A 19,525-nucleotide genomic window follows, 5' to 3' on the forward strand; every position below is an offset into this window, starting at 1 on the left:
GAATGCTTCTTTCCAGATCAAAACATATTAAGAGCAAGCCGGGCATCATCGCTCATGCGGCTCATATCCCATGGCGGATCCCAGACGATTTCGACAGTAGCCTGACTGACGCCCGGAACATGAGAGACAGCATCGCGCACCATCTCCGGCAATTCCTGTGCGCTGGGGCAGTTCGGCGCCGTCAGCGTCATCTCAATATGTACGCGGCCATCATCATGCAGGTCGATCGCGTAGATCAGGCCGAGCTCATAGATGTTGACCGGGATCTCCGGATCATACACCGTCGCGATCGCCGCGATGACCGCTTCCTGATCGGGTGCCGTTCCTGTTGCAGGAACGGCAGCTGTATCTTCACTGGTTGTGATATCGGTCATGGCTTCACTCATGCGAGCATCATCCGGGCCCGTTCAAGCCCTTCGATCAGCGCATCGATCTCTTCAGTCGTGGTGTAGATGCCAAAACTGGCACGTGCGGTGGCATGAACGCCAAGACGACGCACCAGAGGTTCAGCACAATGCTGCCCGGCGCGGATGGCAATTCCGAGCTGATCCAACAAGGTTGCCAGATCATGTGGGTGCGCACCGTCCATGACGAAGGAGATTACGCCCCCGCGCTCTTCAGGTTCGCCCAAAATGCGCAAACTATTGATCCCACGCATCTTTTTCAGCGCATAAGAGGTCAGGTCAGCTTCATGGCACGAAATGGCATCATAACCGATCTCTTCCACAAAACGGACAGCCGCCCCAAGACCGATCGTCTCCAGAATGGCAGGTGTACCGGCCTCAAACTTGTGAGGAACATGCGCCCAGGTAGCGCGCTCGAAAGACACGTTCTGAATCATGTCACCACCGCCCATAAAAGGCGGCATTATGTCCAGCAACTCCATCTTCCCCCAGAGCACCCCAATCCCCGTAGGGCCATAGAGCTTATGACCCGTGAAGGTGAAGAAATCTGCTCCAATAGCTTTCACGTCAATCTTGCGATGAACGACCGACTGAGACCCGTCCAGCAAAATGCGCGCGCCATAAGCATGGGCGATTTCCGCCAGCTTACTGGCCGGCGTAATCGTTCCCAGCACATTGGACATGTGCGTGACGGCAACAAGCGCCACCTTCCCATCCGACAGAAGCGCTTCGTAAGCGTCCAGATCAATATCACCGGCATCATTGATAGGAGCGACACGCAGCTCGATACCCGCACGATCCCGCAGCATAAGCCAAGGCACGATATTGGCGTGATGCTCAAGCTCGGAAATCAGAACTGCCTGCCCGGGCTTCAGCATACTGCCAAAACTGTGCGCCACGAGGTTAATGGCCTCGGTGCTGTTACGGGTAAAAACGATTTCCCGATGATCGGGCGCATTTAGAAGACGGGCCACGTCATGACGGGCACGCTCATAGGCTTCCGTCGTGCGCTCGCTCATCCAATGTAAGCCACGATGAATGTTGGCATACTGGTGATACGCCGCGTCCCGCATGGCCTCGATCACGTCATCCGGCTTCTGGGACGAAGCCGCGCTATCGAGAAAGACCAGAGGCCGGCCATGAACGGTTTCGTTCAGGATCGGGAAATGGGAGCGAATTGCCGACAGGTCCATCCCAGTAGGGCGGTCAGTAGAGGTCATGAGGTCATGCTCCGCAGCAGCAGATCACGCAGCCCCTCATCGGAAACCAGATCCAGCGCATCGATCAGGAATGCACGCACAAGCATATCCCGTGCATCCGTTTGCGGAATACCCCGGGAGCGCAGATAAAAGAGCTGCTCGTCATCAAGTGCACCAACAGTGGCGCCGTGACTGCACTTGACGTCGTCAGCGTAAATTTCCAGCTCGGGCTTACTGTTGATCTGCGCCTTTTCAGACAGCAGAAGCGCCTGGTTCATCTGATAGCCATCAGTTTTCTGGGCCACGCGATCAACAAGGATCTTGCCCTGGAAAACACCCTGCCCGGCGTCGGACAGAACCGTCTTGACGGTCTGGCGCGAGCTCCCATCAGGAGCGGCATGATGGATCATGGATGTCAGGTCGTTCAGGCGCTGGCCATCGACGATCTGTACGCCATTCACATGCGCCATGGCGTGAGGTGCACCCAGTGTCACGACAGCTTCATGACGCGCAAGGCTGCTACCCTGATTCAGGGTAAAGCTGTCATATTCGCCCTTCTCCGCCACATCGGCCGAAACGATGGCGAGATGCGTGGCGGTCAGGCTCTCACGCTGCACCTTGACATGACGGAGCGTCGCCTCCTTGCCCACAACAATGTCAAAGCGCGGGTTGGCGATATAACGCCCCTCACCTGCACTGACGTCATACAGTGTCAAGGACGCGCCGTCTTCCAGTACGATCCGGTGCTGAAGATGCGTCGAAACATCCTGCCCATTAGAGAGGCTAACGAGCGTCAGCAGACCCGCATCCGTTCCAGCGGGTATTCGAATATCGAGACCTCTTTCACCCAGCGCCGTATTTAGCGTTGCGGAAAACACCCCCTTGAGCGGAGAAACGTTTTCCGAAGCCCGCTGAGCAACTTCCGGAAAAGCCGATAACGCATCCAAAAGCTGACCATTGCCATAGACCACACGGACGCCCGTTTCAGGCAAGATCAGATGATTCAGCAGCGCAGTGGCGGTTTCGGTCGTCAGGGACGCAGCCTTTTGCCACACCGTATCCGCGATCGAACGAAGTGGCGTATAACGCCAGGCTTCAACGCGGCGCGTCGGCAGCCCCGTTTCGGCTAGAGCCGCACCTTGCCCGGCGGCACGTGCAACAAACGCCTCCAGAGCGGGAACAGCGTTCTGCATTACGGTGGGAGCTCCGCTCACGCTGCTGCCTCGAGGAACTGGGTATAACCCTGCTTCTCAAGTGTCTTGGCGATATCGGGACCGCCACTGTGGATGATGCGGCCATGCGCCATAACATGCACGCGGTCCGGCACAATGTAATCGAGCAGACGCTGATGATGGGTGATAACCAGAGCCGAAAAATCCGGGCTGCGCAGGGAATTCACGCCTTCAGCGACAATACGCAGGGCGTCAATGTCCAGACCACTGTCCGTCTCGTCAAGAATAGCAAAAGACGGCTGAAGCAGACGCATTTGAAGCACTTCATTGCGCTTCTTCTCGCCGCCCGAAAAGCCGACATTAACTGCACGCTTGAGCATGTCGTCGGACATGGAGAGATGCTTGGTCTCGGCACGAACAGCCTTGAGAAAAGCCACTGCATCCATTTCGGCTTCACCACGCGCCCGACGAACGGCGTTTACGGCCGTACGCAAGAAATTCGCATTATTCACACCGGGAAGTTCGACCGGTGACTGGAATGCCAGAAACAAACCCAGCGCAGCGCGTTCTTCGGGCTCAAGAGCCAGCAGATCCTGTCCCTTGAAAGTGGCTGACCCACCCGTCACTTCGTAGTCGTCACGACCGGCAAGCACATAAGACAGCGTGGATTTACCAGAGCCATTTGGCCCCATGATCGCGTGGACTTCACCCTTGGGGATTTCGAGGTCGAGCCCCTTGAGAATGTCCTTGGGCGTACCGTCGGCGTCGATGCGGGCCTGAAGACCCTGAATTTTCAGAAAATCGCTCATATTAACCCACACTTCCTTCGAGGCTGATCTGCAGAAGCTTCTGCGCCTCGACCGCGAATTCCATCGGGAGCTCCTTGAGCACCTCGCGGCAGAAACCATTGACGATCAGACCAACTGCATCTTCTTCCGACAGGCCGCGCGAACGGCAGTAGAAGAGCTGGTCTTCGGAGATTTTGGACGTGGTCGCTTCATGCTCCACGCGCGCCGTCATGTTACGGCTTTCAATATAAGGTACTGTGTGCGCACCGCACTGATCGCCAATCAGCAGACTGTCGCACTGCGTAAAATTGCGTGCGTTACGCGCTTTGGGCTGCATGCGGACCAAACCACGATAGGTGCTATCAGAGTGCCCAGCGGAAATGGTCTTGGCGATAATCGTCGAGCGCGTGTTTGGCGCGAGATGGATCATCTTCGTGCCCGTATCGGCCTGCTGATGGTTGTTGGTCACTGCAACCGAGTAGAACTCGCCGACTGATCCCTCACCTGCCAACACGCAGGACGGATATTTCCATGTGATCGCAGAGCCGGTTTCAACCTGGGTCCACGAAATCTTGGACCGTGCGCCACGGCAGATGCCACGCTTGGTGACAAAGTTGTAGATGCCACCCCGACCTTCATCATCGCCCGGATACCAGTTCTGGACGGTGGAATACTTGATCGAGGCGTCTTCCATAGCAATGAGTTCGACCACAGCCGCATGAAGCTGGTTCTCGTCACGCTGGGGCGCTGTGCAACCTTCCAGATAGGAGACTGTGGCTCGGTCTTCAGCAATAATCAGCGTGCGTTCGAACTGCCCCGTATTGCGCGCATTAATGCGGAAATAGGTAGACAGTTCCATCGGGCAGCGGACGCCTTCAGGGATGTAAACGAACGAGCCGTCGGTAAAGACGGCAGAGTTCAACGCCCCGAAGAAGTTGTCGGACACCGGCACGACCGTACCCAGATATTTCTGGACCAGTTCGGGGTGTTCGCGGATAGCCTCGGAAATCGGGCAAAAGATAACACCAGCTTCCGCAAGAGTTTTACGGAAGGTCGTTGCGACGGACACACTGTCAAAAACAGCATCGACCGCTACAGGCAGACGCGCTTCTTCAGCGCCTTCCACACCCGCTAGAAGGGCCTGTTCGTGCAGAGGAATGCCCAACTTAGCATAAGTCTTGAGCAGTTCGGGATCAACTTCATCAAGACTTTTAGGACCGGGCTTTTTCTTCGGTTGAGCGAAGTAATGGGCGTCCTGATAATCGATCGGCGGATGATGGATATGAGCCCAAGTAGGCTCTTCCATTTCCAGCCACGCACGAAAAGCCTTCAGACGCCAATCCAGCATCCATTGCGGCTCGCCCTTGCGCTCGGAGATCAGGCGCACCGTCTCCTCATTGAGACCTTTGGGCGCGATATCCATTTCGATATCGGTCTCAAAGCCCCATTCGTAGCTGGATTTCGCGAGTTTTTCGACTGTCTCGCGGGTTTCCGTCACGGCTGGCATGGTGTGTTGTCCTTAACTAACCGCTTCGGTCACGGAGGAAGACTCCGTTCCAACGGTGGCAATAGGAGCCAGAGCGGGGCCGCGCCGTGGCAGGCGCTCCGCATGTCGGCCCATATCCGCCAGTGTAATACTATTGAGTGTGCTCAGAATGGCGTCGTTCACGACGTCCCACTGCCCCGATAAACCGCACAAGGAACTGTGCTCACATTCGCGCCCGTCGCAACAGGCGGTAATAGCGATAGGACCGTCTACTGCCGCAATAACAGTGGCGACGGTCACCTTCTCAAGCTCGCCCGCAAGACGGTAGCCGCCTCGTGCGCCGCGATGAGATAGCACCAGACCGCTGGAGGCCAGACCTTTAAGGAGCTTTGCTACGGTGGGTTCGGGAACGCCAGTTTCTACTGCAAGGGCTGCGGCTGTTGCCAGTCCTTCATGACGACCGAGATGGACCAGAAGGACAGTAGCGTAATCGGCTAGTTTGGAGAGCCTCAGCATCGCTTGCACACTCGCATCTTGTTCTAATTCAAGACTTGATAAGTCCTGATTTGTTCCAAATGACCCATACCAATGCAAAGGTCAAGACTTCTGTGCCCGACCTTTGCCTGACATGGAATGTCACACACCAAAAAACAGTCGAGAAACGCCGTCGAGCGCCGCTCCGGCAAGAAAACCAACGACAGTGCCATTTATACGAATATAGGCCAGATCACGACCCACTCGCGACTCCAGCCGGGCCGCCAGATCGTTTCCGTCCCAGCCCGCCATAACGGCCGCGATAAACCCCGAGAGCTTTTCACGCAGGCCGGGCAGGATCCGCTGAACGGTGCTTTCAACAGCCTGATTGACCTTCAAACGCAGGGATTCATTGGAGCGCAGGGCACTGGCCAGCTGAACAATCGCCGCATCGATAACAGTAGCGCTCCAGCCGTCCTCGCGTCCGCTGTCTTCCTCGACCATGCGCCGCAGACGCTCCCATAGCTCCGAACTCCATCCTTTAAGGCTGGTATGCGTCAGAACAGATGTGATCGTGTCGGCCATATCCTTGCGCCGGGCAGGATCATTTTCAATACGATCAATTTCACCCCGGACCCAGGTGGTGAACCCGTGCCGCAGTTCCGAGTCCATCGGATCAACCCGCTCAAACTCGGCATGGAGCGCCATGAGGACACGACTGGCGACTGACCCACCGATCGCCCAGCCCAGAAAACGCCCCCCCTGCTCGCGCACTCGTTCTTCTACAAAATGACGCAGATCAGACTCACGGGAGGTCACAGTCGTCTTGATGCGCTCCAGCAGAAAGGACAGGACCTCCTGATGCATCTCGCTGTCCACCATCGCCCGCATGCCACGAGAAACGAGGGGAGCCATTTCCTCGCCATTCAGCAGAACCGGAAGCGCGCGAGAAATGGCGGTCTTGGCGCGCCCGTCTTCCATCCGATCGAACATCACCGGGATGGCGGAGCGCATGCTGGTGACGAGCGTCTGTCGATTCGCCGGGTCATTCAGCATGTCGGCAATCAGGCTGGAGAGGTCAATTTTCGACAGGGCGCGGCGAACATCGTCCTCAGTGAAGAACTGACCGGAAATGAAACGTCCCAGCGCCTGACCGAGCCGTTCTTTTTGCCGCGGCAGAATGGCCGTATGAGGAATGGGCAGACCCAGCGGATGACGGAACAGGGCCGTAACCGCAAACCAGTCGGCAAGACCACCAACAACACCTGCCCGCGACCCGGCGCGCAGCAGGCTAAAGGCAAGACTACCGTCCCCGATATGACGGGCGGCTGCGAGTGTCGTTCCCGCAGCGAGAATACCCATGCCGACGAGCAAGCCACCGGCCATGAACCTGGGTGAGAAAGCTGTGGTGCTGGATTTCCGGGAAACGGGTGGGGTCGTGTCCGCGTGCATGAGCGCACCGATAGCATCATCCTCCCGTGCTGTCGCGTCCAGAGCAAGGTTGCACTTGGTGACAGGGCATGAAAAGTATTGCGCCCCGTCTTCGTCCCATTTCTCCGCAGAAGCGAGACTGCTCCCGATGTCTGACTGCGCCTCCCGGCTCGATCCGTCCCTCCATGACCGTATTAACGCAATGACGTCACGGCTTCTCCATGAGCGCGATGGTCTCGCAGACCTGATTGCATCCATTAGCCAGGGCCTGTTGGACGACGACCGGAGCGAGAACAGGACGCAGCTGGACGAAATCGAGAATGTCATCCGCGCCCTGCGTGACGAGCATTTCATGGAACGGGCCGCACATCTGCGCTCCTATATCGGGCTCGATACTGCTGCTCCCCAAGGCCGCCTCGAAGCCGTGGCAAAACGCCTTGTCGATCAGGCCCCCGATGCCGTCTCCCTGACGGTGCCGCAGATTGCCGCCGTCTTTACCGCCCACCCGACCTTTGCACTGGCGGACGGCGTCTATGAGATCCTGACGCAGCGTGCTGAAAATCCGGAACAGCCAGTGCCGTGCCTGAAGACGCATCGCCGTCCGGCCCCCCCAACACTGGCGCAGGAACAGGCGCTGGCGCTGGCAGCCATTCTGCGGGGGCGCGATGCGCTCGACGATCTGACCGAAGCACTGCTGCAGGAAATGTCCCAGCGCTGGTCTGACGAGGGCAGTCAGGTCGATCCCTCGCCCGTCATCCTCGCAAGCTGGGTCGGGTTCGACACCGACGGCCGGAACGACATCGGCTGGTGGGACACGCTGCGGATCCGGCTTGAGCTGAAATCCTCCCAGCTGCATCGTCTCACGGACGGACTCGAACGCCTGGGCCTGCAGGACAGCGCACTCGCCATGCGGGCGCGCCGGGCGATCGAAGCCGTAAAAACACAGCACGCCGCCTGCCCGACCGGCAAGGATGCTGCTCCGGAAATCATCAAGGATTTTGCCCAGACACTGATTGCCTGCCGAGACAAGGCGCTGCTCGACGCCACCGAACTTCTGCCACTGTTCCAGGACGCGGCGGTCGAGCTGGATGATGAAGCCAGATTGCACCTGCGGACCATCCGTGCCGGCTTCATGAACCATGGCCTCGGGATCGCCCGAATCCATACAAGGCTAAATGCCGCACAGATCTACAATGTAGCCCGCACCCGGCTTGGCCTGACCGATGATCCTGCCCTGCCCTCACGCCGTCGCGTTCTGCTGGCCAAAATCGACGAGGCCCTTTCGGATCTGAAACCCCGCGCTGTGGATTTCGGATCCCTGCTGGTCGAGCCCGCATCAGCCGCACGACTGATGATGACGATGGCGCAGATCCTCAAGCACATCGATTCTGGCTCGCCCATCCGCTTCCTCATTGCCGAGACCGAAAGCGGCTATACGCTGCTCGCCACGCTCTGGCTGGCACGCCTGTTCGGGATCAAGGACCACCAGATCGAGATATCACCGCTGTTCGAGACGGAAAGCGCGCTTGAGAACGGCGAGACCATTCTGGAAGAAGCTTTCCGCTCCAGTCACTGGCGCGATTATCTGCGAGCAAACGGCCGCCTGTCGCTTCAGTTCGGATACTCCGACTCAGGCCGTTACGTCGGACAGCTCGCAGCGACCAATCTGGTCGAACGGTTGCGCATGCGGACCCTTTCCCTGCTGGCGGAACACGGCCTTGAAGACGTGTCCCTGACGTTGTTCGACACACACGGCGAAAGCATCGGACGGGGGGCGCATCCGTTCAGCCTGCGCCAGCGTCTGGACTATTTCTCCCCCGCCCGTACGCGTCTTGCCATGCGCGAGGCCGGGATCGGCTGCCGGGTGGAAACCGCATTCCAGGGTGGAGACGGCTACACGCTGTTCGGCACGAAGGCCCTTGCAGCCTCCACCATCGCAACGCTGGCAGAACATGTGGCCGATATCCCACTGGACACGAAAGATCCAGTTTATACGCGGCCTGACTTCGCATCGGATTTCTTTTCCACCATCGCGCTCGACATGGGCGCACTGGTCGACGATCCCGGCTATGCGGCACTACTAAGCGCATTCGGTCCAGCCTTAATCGATAAGACGGGGTCCCGTCCTTCCGCACGCCAGTCGGACGCGGCAACGGTCACACGCATCACTCATCCGGGACAGCTTCGCGCCATTCCCAATAACGCCATTCTTCAGCAACTCGGCTGGTGGGCGAATGTGCTGCATGGCCTTGGGAACGCAGCACAGCGTCATCCCGAAACATTCGAGCAGTTCGCCACGGAATCCTCGCGTTTCCGCGAAGCCATGGATTTCGCCCGTCAGGCCCTTGCGCACTCGGATCTGGACGTACTGCGGACGACGATCCATCAGCTTGATCCCGGAACCTGGCTGGACCGTGCAGCAAAAGCCCGGAGCGATGAAGAGCGTCAGAGCCTGCTGTGTATTTCGCACGGCCTGGAACTGCTGCGCTTCTGGGCCAATGGCCCGGCCATGTTCCGGCGCATCCAGGCGGATCATATCGCCCTGCGTGCAGCATGGCCGGATGCGCCCCGCATGGATGCACGCGAAAAGCTGCTTCATGCCATCCGCTTTGCCCTCATCGACCGGCTGTGGACGCTTTCAACCCGCATCCCCTATTTCGGGCCGCGCAATAGCCTGACACGCGAAGCAATCACGAACCTGATCCTCTGCCTAGATGTGCCGCGCGCGCTGCATCTGTTGGAGGATCTGTTCCCGATCAGCGCTCCAAGCGTTGCTAATCTCGACTTCGGGGAACCGGGTGATGCTGCTGAAGCCGCCGGTTTTGCGCGGGAGCATGAGGAGATTTTCGCGCCGCTGTCACGCTGCTTTGCACTAATGCGTGAGATCGGCGTGGCGATCATGCACGCCAACCGGGCTTTCGGATGAGGAATGATCCGCGGTCGCAACTCTTGTCGAGTGCGACCGTCTGCGGTTAGAAAGCTCGCGTCATAACATCCAACGGAAAGTTCCTCTGCATGCTTCGCAAGGCCCTTCTTCTGGGTGCAGCCATGATGGCTGTGCCTGCTCTAGCGGCAGGTCCTGCCACACCGGCGCCCAATGCTGACAGCGTGACGAACGGAACCGTAACGGTCAATGGCGCAACCATCCCCTACCGGGCAGTCGCAGGTACCATTCTGGTTCATGGCAACGACTACAACGATTCCGGCGATATCCTGGCCAAGCGTGGTACCAAGCTCGATGGCGGCAAGGATGACGATAGCAAGAACGCGCCCGTCGCCTCCATGTTCTACACCGCCTATTTCAAAGAAGGTGTTCCCGCCGAAAAACGCCCGATCACCTTCCTTTATAACGGCGGCCCTGGTTCAGCCTCCGTCTGGGTTCACATGGGCACCTTCGGCCCGCGCCGCGTAAACACGCCGGGTGACACCCATCTACCGGCCGCCCCCTATGCGCTCATCAACAACCCGCAATCCCTGCTGGACGTGTCAGACGTTGTCTTCATCGATGCGCCGGGCACAGGTTTCTCGCGTATTGCGGGCAAGGATGCTAACAAGGAGTTCATTGGCGTCGATGGTGACGCTGAAGCCTTTACGCACTTCATTTCGAAATTCCTGGCCAAGTATCACCGCTACAATTCGCCCAAATACCTATTCGGTGAGAGCTATGGCACGATGCGTTCGGCCGTAGTCATCAACGACCTGGAGCAGGACGAGAACATCGACTTCAATGGCGTTATCCTGCTGTCGCAGATCCTGAACTACGACAACAGCGATGACAGCCCGCAGTTCAATGCTGGCGTGGACGACCCTTATGTGCTGGCCCTGCCGACCTATGCAGCAACGGCGTGGTATCATCACTGCTTGCCGGCCGAACATCCGGACCTGAAGGCGTTCCTGCATGAAGTCGAGCATTTCGCACTGACCGACTACACGCTGGCTCTGCGTCAGGGTGCCGATCTGCCAGAAAACCAGCGCCAGGCCATTGCGGCGAAGCTACATGATTACACGGGCCTGCCCGTCGATTACATTCTGCGCGCAGATCTGCGCGTCAATGGCGGCGAATTCGACCAACAGCTTCAGGCAAAGACCGGTATGGCGACCGGCCGTTTGGACACCCGCTATTCAAGCCCGACAATCGATCCGATGAGCCAGGAAGTGGAATACGATCCGCAGTCCAGCGCTATCAGCTCGGCTTATGTCACGGTCTTCAACGACTATGTCCGCAACACGCTCAAATACGGCACGGACGAAGATTATCGCCTCTATAACAGTCAGGGCCACTGGGACAGCCATCACCGTCAGCCCGGCCACGGTTACCAGCCTAAGGGCGAACCTAACGTCATGACGGACCTGGCCATGGCAATGAAGACCAATCCGAATCTGCACGTCATGCTCAATGCTGGCTACTACGACCTCGCAACGCCTTATTTTGAAGGCGTGTACGAGATGAAGCATCTGCCGATGCCGAACAGCCTACAGAAGAACATCGAATATGCGCAGTACACGTCTGGCCACATGGTCTATGTGGACCCGGCGACCCTGCAGCAGCTTCATGACAACGTTGCAGCCTTCATCCGTCGGACAGACAATCTGCATTAATCTCTGACGGGACAGGACAAGGCGGCGCAGGGGCAACCTTCCGCCGCTTTTTTTGTGCTCCCCTTACGGACAGACCAGCCAATCCGCACAAAGGCGCAGTCAGGCCCGTTGAGCGCAAACTCGTACGTACTCCATGACCTGATCGAAGACCCTTCCTTCTCAAGCATCCGTCCCACGCAGGCCTCCGCCAGCGCATCCACATCCGGACGACGGAAATAAAGACGGAACGGATTGCTCACGGCCTCAACTCAGCCGGAAACAGGCTACGTCAGATGGTGTCCTTCTCCTTCCGCCGTTTCCAAAAGCCTATAGTTGGCTGAACTTCCCTCATGGGACGAAGAGCCGAAAGCCGCAAAACTGCTCTGCCTGCGCGAAATAATTCACCGACAGAATTGTAACGACGGATCTCCGGGATGCAGACTACGATGTCGGCTTCCTTGAATGGGAAATACAAAAAACCCCGCCAGATTGCTCTGGCGGGGTCTGATGTTTCACCGAGGCAAAGAAATCAGGCGGACTTCGCGATGATTTCGTCGGCCACGTTGCGAGGAACGGCCTCGTAGTGATGGAACTGCATAGTGAAGGACGCACGGCCCTTCGTTGCAGAACGCAGGTGCGAGATGTAGCCGAACATTTCCTTCAGCGGCACCTGCGCACGGATCATCACGGTCGAACCAGACGTTTCCTGGCTCTGAATGATGCCGCGGCGGCGGTTAAGATCGCCCACCACGTCACCGACATGGTCGTTCGGAGTCGTGACTTCAACGTCCATGATCGGCTCGAGGATCACCGGACCGGCGTTCTTCATGCCTTCACGGAAGCAGGCCTTGGCGGCGATTTCGAAGGCTAGAGCCGACGAGTCAACGTCATGGTACTTACCGTCGAGCAGCGTGAACTTGAAGTCCACCGTCGGGAAGCCGGCGAGAACACCCGTGGTGCTCTGCATGCGGATGCCCTTTTCGACAGCCGGGATGTATTCCTTCGGAACCGTACCACCGACGACCTTGTTCTCGAAGATGATCTCATCCGGCTTGTCGGACGGAGCAAATTCGATCTTGACTTCAGCGTACTGACCCGAACCACCAGACTGCTTCTTGTGGGTGTAGGTCTCGACATGCGGCCGCGTGATCGTCTCACGATAAGCCACCTGCGGTGCGCCGATGTTGGCATCGACGCCGTATTCACGACGCAGACGGTCAACGATGATGTCCAGGTGAAGCTCGCCCATGCCGGACAGGATGGTCTGACCCGTTTCCTGATCGGTCTTGAGGTGCAGAGACGGATCTTCAGCCGTCAGCTTCTGCAGCGCCAGCGTCATCTTCTCGACGCCGTCCTTGGTCTTCGGCTCGACGGAGATGTCGATAACCGGAACCGGGAACTGCATACGCTCCAGAACCACCGGATCGGAAGCATCGGCAAGCGTGTCACCCGTGACGGTGTCCTTGAGACCCACGAATGCGGCGATGTCACCGGCACCAACGGACTTCACTTCCTGACGCTTGTCGGCGTGCATCTGGAACATGCGGCCGACGCGTTCCTTGTGACCCTTCGTCGTGTTCAAGATGGTGTCACCGGAATTCAGGACGCCACGATAAACGCGAACAAAGGTCAGCGTGCCGTACTTGTCGGAGATGATCTTGAACGCAAGGCCAGCGAACTTGCCATCCGGATCGACCGGGACGATCGGCAGGAAGTCTTCGTCGACTTCTTCACCTTCCGGCGGAGCAATACGGATGCCTTCGACTTCGTCAGGAGCCGGCAGGTAATCGATGACCGCGTCGAGCAGGGGCTGAACGCCCTTGTTCTTGAACGCCGTACCGCACATGACGGGACGGAATTCACCGGAAATCGCACCCTTCTTGATGCACTTCTTCAGGGTTGCGACATCAACGTCGCCCTTCTCGAAGTACTCTTCCATGGCAGCGTCGTCGACGGCGAGAGCCGTGTCGAGCAGAACCTGGCGGGCTTCGTCAGCCTTTTCCTTCAGGTCAGCCGGGATCTCTTCGTAGTGGAACTTGGCGCCGAGTTCGCCGCCTTCCCACACGATGGCACGCATCTCGACCAGATCGACCACACCAACGAAGTTTTCTTCGGCGCCGATCGGGAGCTGCAGCGGAACAGCCACGATGTCCAGCTTCTCTTTCAGCGTGCTGAAAGCGTAGTAGAAATCTGCGCCGGTCCGGTCGAGCTTGTTGATGAAGATGACGCGCGGAACGTTGTAACGGTCAGCAAGGCGCCAGTTCGTTTCGGACTGCGGCTGCACGCCGGCCACGCCTTCGATCACGAAGATCGCGCCGTCGAGCACGCGGAGCGAACGGTTGACTTCGATGTTGAAGTCAATGTGGCCCGGGGTGTCGATGATGTTGATGCGGTGGTCGTTCCACTCACACGTCACGGCAGCCGAGGTGATCGTGATGCCACGCTCACGTTCCTGCGCCATGTAGTCGGTGGTGGTGTTGCCTTCGTGGACCTCACCGATCTTGTGAGACACACCCGTGTAATACAGGATACGCTCGGTCGTCGTGGTCTTACCGGCATCGATATGCGCGGTAATACCGATGTTGCGAATCTTCGAGAGAGCCGACTTGGCTTCCTGAACGCTTTCGGACACGGAGAACCTCCAAAATACAATGAAAGGTGTTTCAGCCTGAACCGAAACACCTCCGCTGCGGCCCTGCAAAAGGACCGAACCTGATTTATCCCAGTGGCGGCTGAATGACCCAGACCGCCATGGTTTTCAAGAGCAATCTTGTTACCAAACAAAGTTCGGCAAAAATTCCTCAGGCGGTCTGGGCAGCCTTGCGTTCCTGAACGCGCAGGATACGGCGCTTGATGACCTGGGCTTCCGTCGGAAGCTTGCGGTTCGGCGTACCCAGCAGGAACGAATCCAGTCCACCGTTGTGCTCAACCGTGCGGATACCGTTGGTGGACAGGCGCATACGCACCGAAGCACCGAGAATATCGGAGATCAGCGTGGTCTCCTGCAGGTTCGGGAGAAAACGACGGCGGGACTTGTTATTGGCGTGGCTGACGTTGTTGCCCGTCAGCACGCCCTTGCCCGTGATCTGGCAACGGCGAGACATGGTGGTACTTTCCTCGATGCTGGATGACGCAGGACAGCGAGGCCCGGCGTGTTCCGTAAATCAGGCGCGGCTTATGACGTATGCTTGGGGGCTTCGTCAACCCCCGAGAGCGGTCCAGCAACGTTTTCGCCCGCCTGTGCGGCCCACATTGCGGCATAATGGCCACTTGCGGACAGCAGTTCCATGTGGCTTCCCTGCTCCACCACGCGCCCTGCGTCAAGCACCACGATGCAATCGGCATCCTGAACCGTGGAAAGACGGTGCGCGACAATGATCGTCGTGCGCGCCTGCGACAGGACAACCAACTCCTTCTGGATGGCGACCTCCGTGCGGGTATCAAGCGCACTCGTAGCCTCGTCCAGCAGAAGAATGCGTGGGTCCTTGAGAATGACGCGCGCAATGGCCACACGCTGCTTCTCTCCACCCGAAAGCTTTAGGCCACGCTCACCGACAACAGTGTCATACCCATCAGGAAGGTCACGGATGAAGGTATCGATTTGCGCACTCCGGGCCGCCTTCTCAATCTCTCCACGAGACGCTGACAGGTCTCCATAAGCAATGTTTTCACCAATACTGGAATTGAAAAGCACCGTATCCTGCGGAACCGTGCCAATGATCTTCTGGATGTCAGCCGGCGCAATATCGCGCAGATCATGATCGTCAATGCAGACCGAGCCTGCGGTCGGATCATAGGCCCGGGTCAGAAGGCGCCCTAGGGTGGATTTACCTGACCCTGTGTGCCCGACAATCGCGAGAGACGTACCTGCGGGAATAGTGATGGAAACATCATGCAGAATCTGCCGTGCTGGGCTGTAGCCAAAGGAAACATGCCGAAACGCGACGGAAGCCGCCCTCGCTTCCGACAATTTTCCCTGCAGATGGACCTGCTGGACAGCAGGAGTAATCTCGGAGCGTACAGCAAGCAGTTCGAGATAATTCTCCAGATCAACACGCGCATTGCGCCAGCCGGCGCTGACGTAATTCAGGGCACCAACGGATGAATACAGCCCGCTCAGATAGCTGCCGATCAACACGAACTGCGCAACCGCCAACCGGTGCGCCACGATATCATGAGCCGCCATGGACAGCAGGGTCGTCGTCGTGACCGCAATCAAAATGCCGCGGCTAATCTGGGAGAAACTGACATAACGCTGAAGGCTGATTTCAGCCTGCCGGAGATCCTTCCGGGCCGCATCGTAACGGGCAATTTCATGCTCTTCGTTGGCGAAACTGCGAACCGTCTCGAAATTGAGGATACTGTCCACCAACTGGTGCTGGGCCTCGTTGCTCGCACGGTTACGGGCCCGTCTCGCCGTCATTCTCAGACGGGTAAAAACATAAGAGACAGCAGAATACAGCCCGAGCGCCAGTAAAAGCAGTCCAACGTAACGCCAGTCAAAGATCTTCAGAATGACGGTCAGCGTCATGATAAGTTCGATAACGTTAGGCAACACGTTAAATAGCGCCAGGGACAACAGCGTCCCAACCGCATCCGCCCCCCGATCAAGCGTGCGCGTCAGGGAACCGGTCTGCCGGTCCAGATGGAAACGCACGCTCAGATTATGCAGGTGACGCAGGCCAAGAACAGCCACACGACGCTGAAGATCCGTTCCAACAGGCTTGACCAGAAGCTCCCGCAACGGGGTCGCCAGCCCCGAAATAATCCGGATGACCACGTACTGGACGATCAGCCAGACCGGAACAGCCAGTAAGGTCTCGGGACGTGATAGACTGCTGATCATGCGGCTAAAGAGCCAGGGAGTGGCGACGGCCGTGCCGCTTTCCACCAAAAGAATAATCAGTGCAAAACCGATGCGTGTCGCGTCGGGCCAGAGTTTTTCAGGCCGGATCATGGGCCACAACACCCACAGGGAGAGCGCTTGAGATGTCGAATCGGTTTTCTTGAGCATCGGCAGACTATGGGAAGTGCAGGCGATGCTTTGCAAATACCTGCCTGCATGCGACATATCGCTTTGTGTCTGACAAATCCTTCCCCCCTGCCCTCGCCCCCTTTCTTCGGCATATCGCAGCCTGCAACAGCGCAGTCCTGCCCGGTGGCCGTCTGCCGTTTTTCTGCGAAGCAGAACAGATCGGCTGGGTCAGTTCCACAACTGCACAGACACTTCAAACACTTGGGATTCAGAGAGGCCAGAGTTTCGGCTTAAACACCGGCACAGAGCTTCTACCGCTCTCTCAGACACTGTGCGACATGGGACTTTACGCGTCCCATAAGGAAGCCTTTGATGTCCGAAATGACAGCGGCATCGTTCTGGGTCAGGTGGATCGGGGCGCCATACCTGTTCTGGGGTTAGCCGCCGAAGGCGTGCATCTGAACGGTCTGGTTGAACGTGAGGACGGACTTTTCCTTTGGGTAGCCCGCCGCAGTATGAGTAAGCGTCTGGATCCAGGGAAATTGGACCACCTAGTCGCAGGAGGCATGAGCGCAGGCCTCGATCCACAGACAACGGTCATCAAGGAAACGCAGGAAGAAGCAGGAATCCCGGCGGAACTGGCAGCAACAGCCCGCGCCGTCAGCCGGATCGAATACGCACTTGAACGCCCCGAAGGGCTGCGACGGGACGTGCTACACTGCTATGATCTAACCCTTCCGCATGATTTCACGCCTGTAGCGGAGGACGGTGAGGTGGAGAGCTTTCACCTTATACCCATTCAGGAGGTCGTTGCGCTGGTTCGGGACACCGATGCGTTCAAGTTTAACGTCAATCTTGTCCTGATCGACCTGTTCATTCGCCGCGGCCTGTTCGCTCCCGCTGAAGCCGCTATCCTGAAAAATGCTCTGACGGATCGGACTGTATGAAGAAAACGCTGCTTCTGCTGTCCCTGACAGCCCCGCTGCTCGGCGGATGTATCGTACCGGTCAGCGTCACACCCAATCTGTGCCGCGAAATCCAGACCCGCAACAGTGTGCAGATCAGGCTAATGTTTGGCCTGACACGCCCCGATGGCAGCATCATCGATGGCGATGACTGGCAGAATTTCGTGAACAGCGAAATCACGCCGCGCTTTCCCGCAGGTTTCACCGTGATTGACGCGCAGGGACAGTGGTATGATGCCGTAGCTCACCGGGTCACCCGAGAAGCATCGCGAATCGTCTGGATCGTAGCCCCGTCTTCCGATCGTAATCTGCAGCCTTACCTGAAATCCATTCGTCAGGCGTATCAGAAACGTTTCAGTCAGCAGGCAGTCGGACTAGCCATCCAGTCCGGCTGCTCTTCATTCGAAAACATGCTCGTGGAATAGCGTTGCTCAGGTTCCTGCATCTATCTTTTATCCGGATTTCTCTCTTCGGAGCAGGCCTCTCTGCACAGGACGACAGTTCAGACATATTTTTATTCCGGAATTCTCATGACCGATTTTTCTCCGCCCCCTTCTTCCGACACCATCACGGTTGAGGCCTCCGCCTCAACCGGAACGATCCAACGGCGTGCACGGGGCTTTCTGGCGCTTTTTTTCGTGGCAATCGGTCTTTACACGCTCAAGGGTTTCCTGCCCGCGCTGCTGTGGGGCTGCGTGTTCGCCATTTCGATCTGGCCGCTCTACCGCAGGGCCGAGCTGCGCTTTGGCCGCAATGACTGGCTGCCGATGGTCTTCACATTGGCGGTAGCACTGATTTTCCTGGTGCCCGTCTCACTGGTCGGCGTAAAGGTCGCCGATGAGGCACGAAGTGCACTGGAATGGATTGATGACGTGCGAAACAACGGCATCCCAATGCCGGAATGGGTCCCACATCTACCGTTCCTGTCCGCCCAGGCCACCAACTGGTGGCAGAACCATATGACGAGCCCACAACGCCTGTCTCATCTGCTTCATTCGGTGGATGTGGGACACGGCATGCAGATGACAAAACAGGTCGGATCGCAGCTTGCACGCCGCGGAACGCTGTTCGCATTCTCACTCCTGACGCTGTTCTTCCTGCTTAAAGATGGAGACAGCGTCATCCGTAAATGCCTGCTAGGATCGCAGCGCCTGTTCGGCGAACAAGGTGAAAGCCTGGCCAAACAGATGATCTCTTCCGTGCACGGCACGCTGGCAGGTCTTGTTCTGGTGGGTCTGGGCGAAGGGGCGATCATGGGCATCGTCTACATGGCAACAGGCGCCCCCCAACCCCTGCTGTTTGCGATGGTGACGGCCGTGGCCGCAATGATCCCGTTCCTAGCCTGGCCAACCGTTGGGCTGGTAGCCCTGCTTCTACTGGCAAAGAGCAGCATGATCGGTGCGATCGTCGTCTCAGCCATCGGCTCCGTCGTGATCTTTATTGCAGATCACTTCATCCGCCCCGCCCTGATTGGCGGCAGCACGAAAATGCCGTTTCTGTGGGTTCTGCTTGGAATTCTGGGTGGGGCCGAGACCTGGGGTCTTCTGGGCCTATTCCTTGGACCAGCCATCATGGCTGCACTGCATCTGCTATGGACGCTCTGGACAGAAGTAAATCCGCGCAAGGGCGTCTATGCAGAAGACTAAGGACCTTAAAGAAAGGAAATTACCGCAGGACTGGTCGGGCAGGCGGGATTCGAACCCACGACCCCCAGTCCCCCAGACTGGTGCGCTACCAGGCTGCGCTACTGCCCGTCGTCCTGCGGTGGCGGTGGTTTAGCAGTGTCCCGCCGTCACCGCAATGGGGGATTGTGACTAGACGGGCAGAAGATTTCGCAAATTGCGAAGCTCTTCGAGAATTTCGCGCAGTTCCGAACGCAGCAGGCTGTTTTCAGCCTCAGTCTTTTCCAGCGTATTGAAAAGAAGTTCATTTTCGTCACGCAGCGTCACGAGCAGAGCAGAATCGGGGGCTTCGGCTTCGGCTTCGGCTTCGGCTTCGGCTTCGGCTTCGGCTTCGGCTTCGGCTTCGGCTTCGGCTTCGGCTTCGGCTTCGG

At 57.9% G+C, this 19,525-nt stretch carries 16 protein-coding genes and 1 tRNA gene; 5 read left to right on the forward strand and 12 right to left on the reverse strand.

Going from position 1 to position 19,525, the window contains the following annotated elements; translation table 11 throughout:
* Window positions 1-17: 17 nt before the first annotated feature.
* The 7 genes from GSP01_RS04825 to GSP01_RS04855 all read right to left on the reverse strand — a co-directional run bounded on the left by GSP01_RS04825 (window position 18) and on the right by GSP01_RS04855 (window position 6,975).
* The gene (locus tag GSP01_RS04825; protein WP_041110500.1) at window positions 18-386 is read right to left on the reverse strand and encodes an SUF system Fe-S cluster assembly protein; all 369 of its coding nucleotides are present in this window, start codon (window positions 384-386) and stop codon (window positions 18-20) included.
* Window positions 383-1,624, reverse strand: coding sequence for a cysteine desulfurase (locus GSP01_RS04830; RefSeq protein WP_284239869.1), 1,242 nt, complete (start codon window positions 1,622-1,624; stop codon window positions 383-385). Before GSP01_RS04830 ends, GSP01_RS04825 begins: the two co-directional genes overlap by 4 nt.
* Window positions 1,621-2,796, reverse strand: coding sequence for a Fe-S cluster assembly protein SufD (gene sufD, locus GSP01_RS04835; protein ID WP_141351347.1), 1,176 nt, complete (start codon window positions 2,794-2,796; stop codon window positions 1,621-1,623). The genes GSP01_RS04830 and sufD overlap by 4 nt, the downstream gene beginning before the upstream one ends.
* Window positions 2,797-2,813: 17 nt before the next feature.
* A complete protein-coding gene (gene sufC / locus GSP01_RS04840; protein ID WP_141351267.1) occupies window positions 2,814-3,584 on the reverse strand; it encodes a Fe-S cluster assembly ATPase SufC in 771 nt (256 codons plus the stop codon).
* Window position 3,585: 1 nt separating this feature from the next.
* Complete coding sequence (gene sufB, locus GSP01_RS04845) at window positions 3,586-5,070, reverse strand: Fe-S cluster assembly protein SufB (protein ID WP_141351269.1); 1,485 nt, start codon at window positions 5,068-5,070, stop codon at window positions 3,586-3,588.
* Between the two features lie 12 nt (window positions 5,071-5,082).
* Entirely contained in the window at window positions 5,083-5,565 is a 483-nt protein-coding gene (locus GSP01_RS04850) for an SUF system Fe-S cluster assembly regulator (protein WP_141351271.1), read from the reverse strand.
* Between the two features lie 120 nt (window positions 5,566-5,685).
* Window positions 5,686-6,975, reverse strand: a complete 1,290-nt coding sequence (locus GSP01_RS04855; RefSeq protein ID WP_141351274.1) for a DUF445 domain-containing protein — start codon at window positions 6,973-6,975, stop codon at window positions 5,686-5,688.
* A gap of 127 nt (window positions 6,976-7,102) precedes the next feature.
* On the opposite strand from GSP01_RS04855, the gene GSP01_RS04860 reads away from it, so the two are divergent.
* Both GSP01_RS04860 and GSP01_RS04865 read left to right on the forward strand, forming a co-directional pair.
* Window positions 7,103-9,880 (forward strand): phosphoenolpyruvate carboxylase, encoded by a 2,778-nt coding sequence (locus tag GSP01_RS04860; protein WP_141351276.1) that lies wholly within the window; start codon window positions 7,103-7,105, stop codon window positions 9,878-9,880.
* Between the two features lie 89 nt (window positions 9,881-9,969).
* Window positions 9,970-11,553 (forward strand): S10 family peptidase, encoded by a 1,584-nt coding sequence (locus tag GSP01_RS04865; RefSeq protein ID WP_141351278.1) that lies wholly within the window; start codon window positions 9,970-9,972, stop codon window positions 11,551-11,553.
* A gap of 508 nt (window positions 11,554-12,061) precedes the next feature.
* Here GSP01_RS04865 and fusA read toward each other — a convergent pair.
* From fusA to GSP01_RS04880, 3 genes are all read right to left on the reverse strand, one after another.
* The gene (gene fusA, locus GSP01_RS04870; protein ID WP_141351280.1) at window positions 12,062-14,164 is read right to left on the reverse strand and encodes an elongation factor G; all 2,103 of its coding nucleotides are present in this window, start codon (window positions 14,162-14,164) and stop codon (window positions 12,062-12,064) included.
* 169 nt (window positions 14,165-14,333) lie between these two features.
* Entirely contained in the window at window positions 14,334-14,636 is a 303-nt protein-coding gene (rpmB, locus tag GSP01_RS04875) for a 50S ribosomal protein L28 (RefSeq protein WP_041110511.1), read from the reverse strand.
* A 71-nt stretch (window positions 14,637-14,707) separates the two neighbouring features.
* Entirely contained in the window at window positions 14,708-16,489 is a 1,782-nt protein-coding gene (locus GSP01_RS04880; protein ID WP_228123781.1) for an ABCB family ABC transporter ATP-binding protein/permease, read from the reverse strand.
* 122 nt (window positions 16,490-16,611) lie between these two features.
* On the opposite strand from GSP01_RS04880, the gene GSP01_RS04885 reads away from it, so the two are divergent.
* The 3 genes from GSP01_RS04885 (at window position 16,612) to GSP01_RS04895 (ending at window position 19,118) form a co-directional block, all read left to right on the forward strand.
* Complete coding sequence (locus GSP01_RS04885) at window positions 16,612-17,454, forward strand: NUDIX hydrolase (RefSeq protein WP_255320863.1); 843 nt, start codon at window positions 16,612-16,614, stop codon at window positions 17,452-17,454.
* Window positions 17,451-17,897: a DUF3574 domain-containing protein gene (locus tag GSP01_RS04890; protein ID WP_141351295.1), complete on the forward strand. Its 447-nt coding sequence runs from the start codon at window positions 17,451-17,453 to the stop codon at window positions 17,895-17,897. The genes GSP01_RS04885 and GSP01_RS04890 overlap by 4 nt, the downstream gene beginning before the upstream one ends.
* A 105-nt stretch (window positions 17,898-18,002) precedes the next feature.
* A complete protein-coding gene (locus tag GSP01_RS04895; RefSeq protein WP_141351297.1) occupies window positions 18,003-19,118 on the forward strand; it encodes an AI-2E family transporter in 1,116 nt (371 codons plus the stop codon).
* A gap of 31 nt (window positions 19,119-19,149) precedes the next feature.
* Here GSP01_RS04895 and GSP01_RS04900 read toward each other — a convergent pair.
* Window positions 19,150-19,226: transfer RNA gene (locus tag GSP01_RS04900), tRNA-Pro, on the reverse strand.
* Between the two features lie 60 nt (window positions 19,227-19,286).
* The coding region (locus GSP01_RS14690) for a hypothetical protein (protein ID WP_373862337.1) at window positions 19,287-19,525 on the reverse strand (239 nt) is incomplete at its 5' end.

Source organism: Gluconobacter sphaericus NBRC 12467, from assembly GCF_006539125.1.
Taxonomy (GTDB): domain Bacteria; phylum Pseudomonadota; class Alphaproteobacteria; order Acetobacterales; family Acetobacteraceae; genus Gluconobacter; species Gluconobacter sphaericus.

Bases quoted from the DNA above. Each gene is read 5' to 3' on its own strand.
- GSP01_RS04860 (WP_141351276.1), top strand. From the start codon at position 7,103: ATGTCTGACTGCGCCTCCCGGCTCGATCCGTCCCTCCATGACCGTATT.
- sufC (WP_141351267.1), bottom strand. From the start codon at position 3,584: ATGAGCGATTTTCTGAAAATTCAGGGTCTTCAGGCCCGCATCGACGCC.
- sufD (WP_141351347.1), bottom strand. From the start codon at position 2,796: ATGCAGAACGCTGTTCCCGCTCTGGAGGCGTTTGTTGCACGTGCCGCC.
- GSP01_RS04880 (WP_228123781.1), bottom strand. From the start codon at position 16,489: ATGATCCGGCCTGAAAAACTCTGGCCCGACGCGACACGCATCGGTTTT.
- GSP01_RS04855 (WP_141351274.1), bottom strand. From the start codon at position 6,975: ATGCACGCGGACACGACCCCACCCGTTTCCCGGAAATCCAGCACCACA.
- GSP01_RS04825 (WP_041110500.1), bottom strand. From the start codon at position 386: ATGAGTGAAGCCATGACCGATATCACAACCAGTGAAGATACAGCTGCC.
- GSP01_RS04890 (WP_141351295.1), top strand. From the start codon at position 17,451: ATGAAGAAAACGCTGCTTCTGCTGTCCCTGACAGCCCCGCTGCTCGGC.
- GSP01_RS04865 (WP_141351278.1), top strand. From the start codon at position 9,970: ATGCTTCGCAAGGCCCTTCTTCTGGGTGCAGCCATGATGGCTGTGCCT.
- GSP01_RS04895 (WP_141351297.1), top strand. From the start codon at position 18,003: ATGACCGATTTTTCTCCGCCCCCTTCTTCCGACACCATCACGGTTGAG.
- sufB (WP_141351269.1), bottom strand. From the start codon at position 5,070: ATGCCAGCCGTGACGGAAACCCGCGAGACAGTCGAAAAACTCGCGAAA.
- GSP01_RS04830 (WP_284239869.1), bottom strand. From the start codon at position 1,624: ATGACCTCTACTGACCGCCCTACTGGGATGGACCTGTCGGCAATTCGC.
- rpmB (WP_041110511.1), bottom strand. From the start codon at position 14,636: ATGTCTCGCCGTTGCCAGATCACGGGCAAGGGCGTGCTGACGGGCAAC.
- GSP01_RS04850 (WP_141351271.1), bottom strand. From the start codon at position 5,565: ATGCTGAGGCTCTCCAAACTAGCCGATTACGCTACTGTCCTTCTGGTC.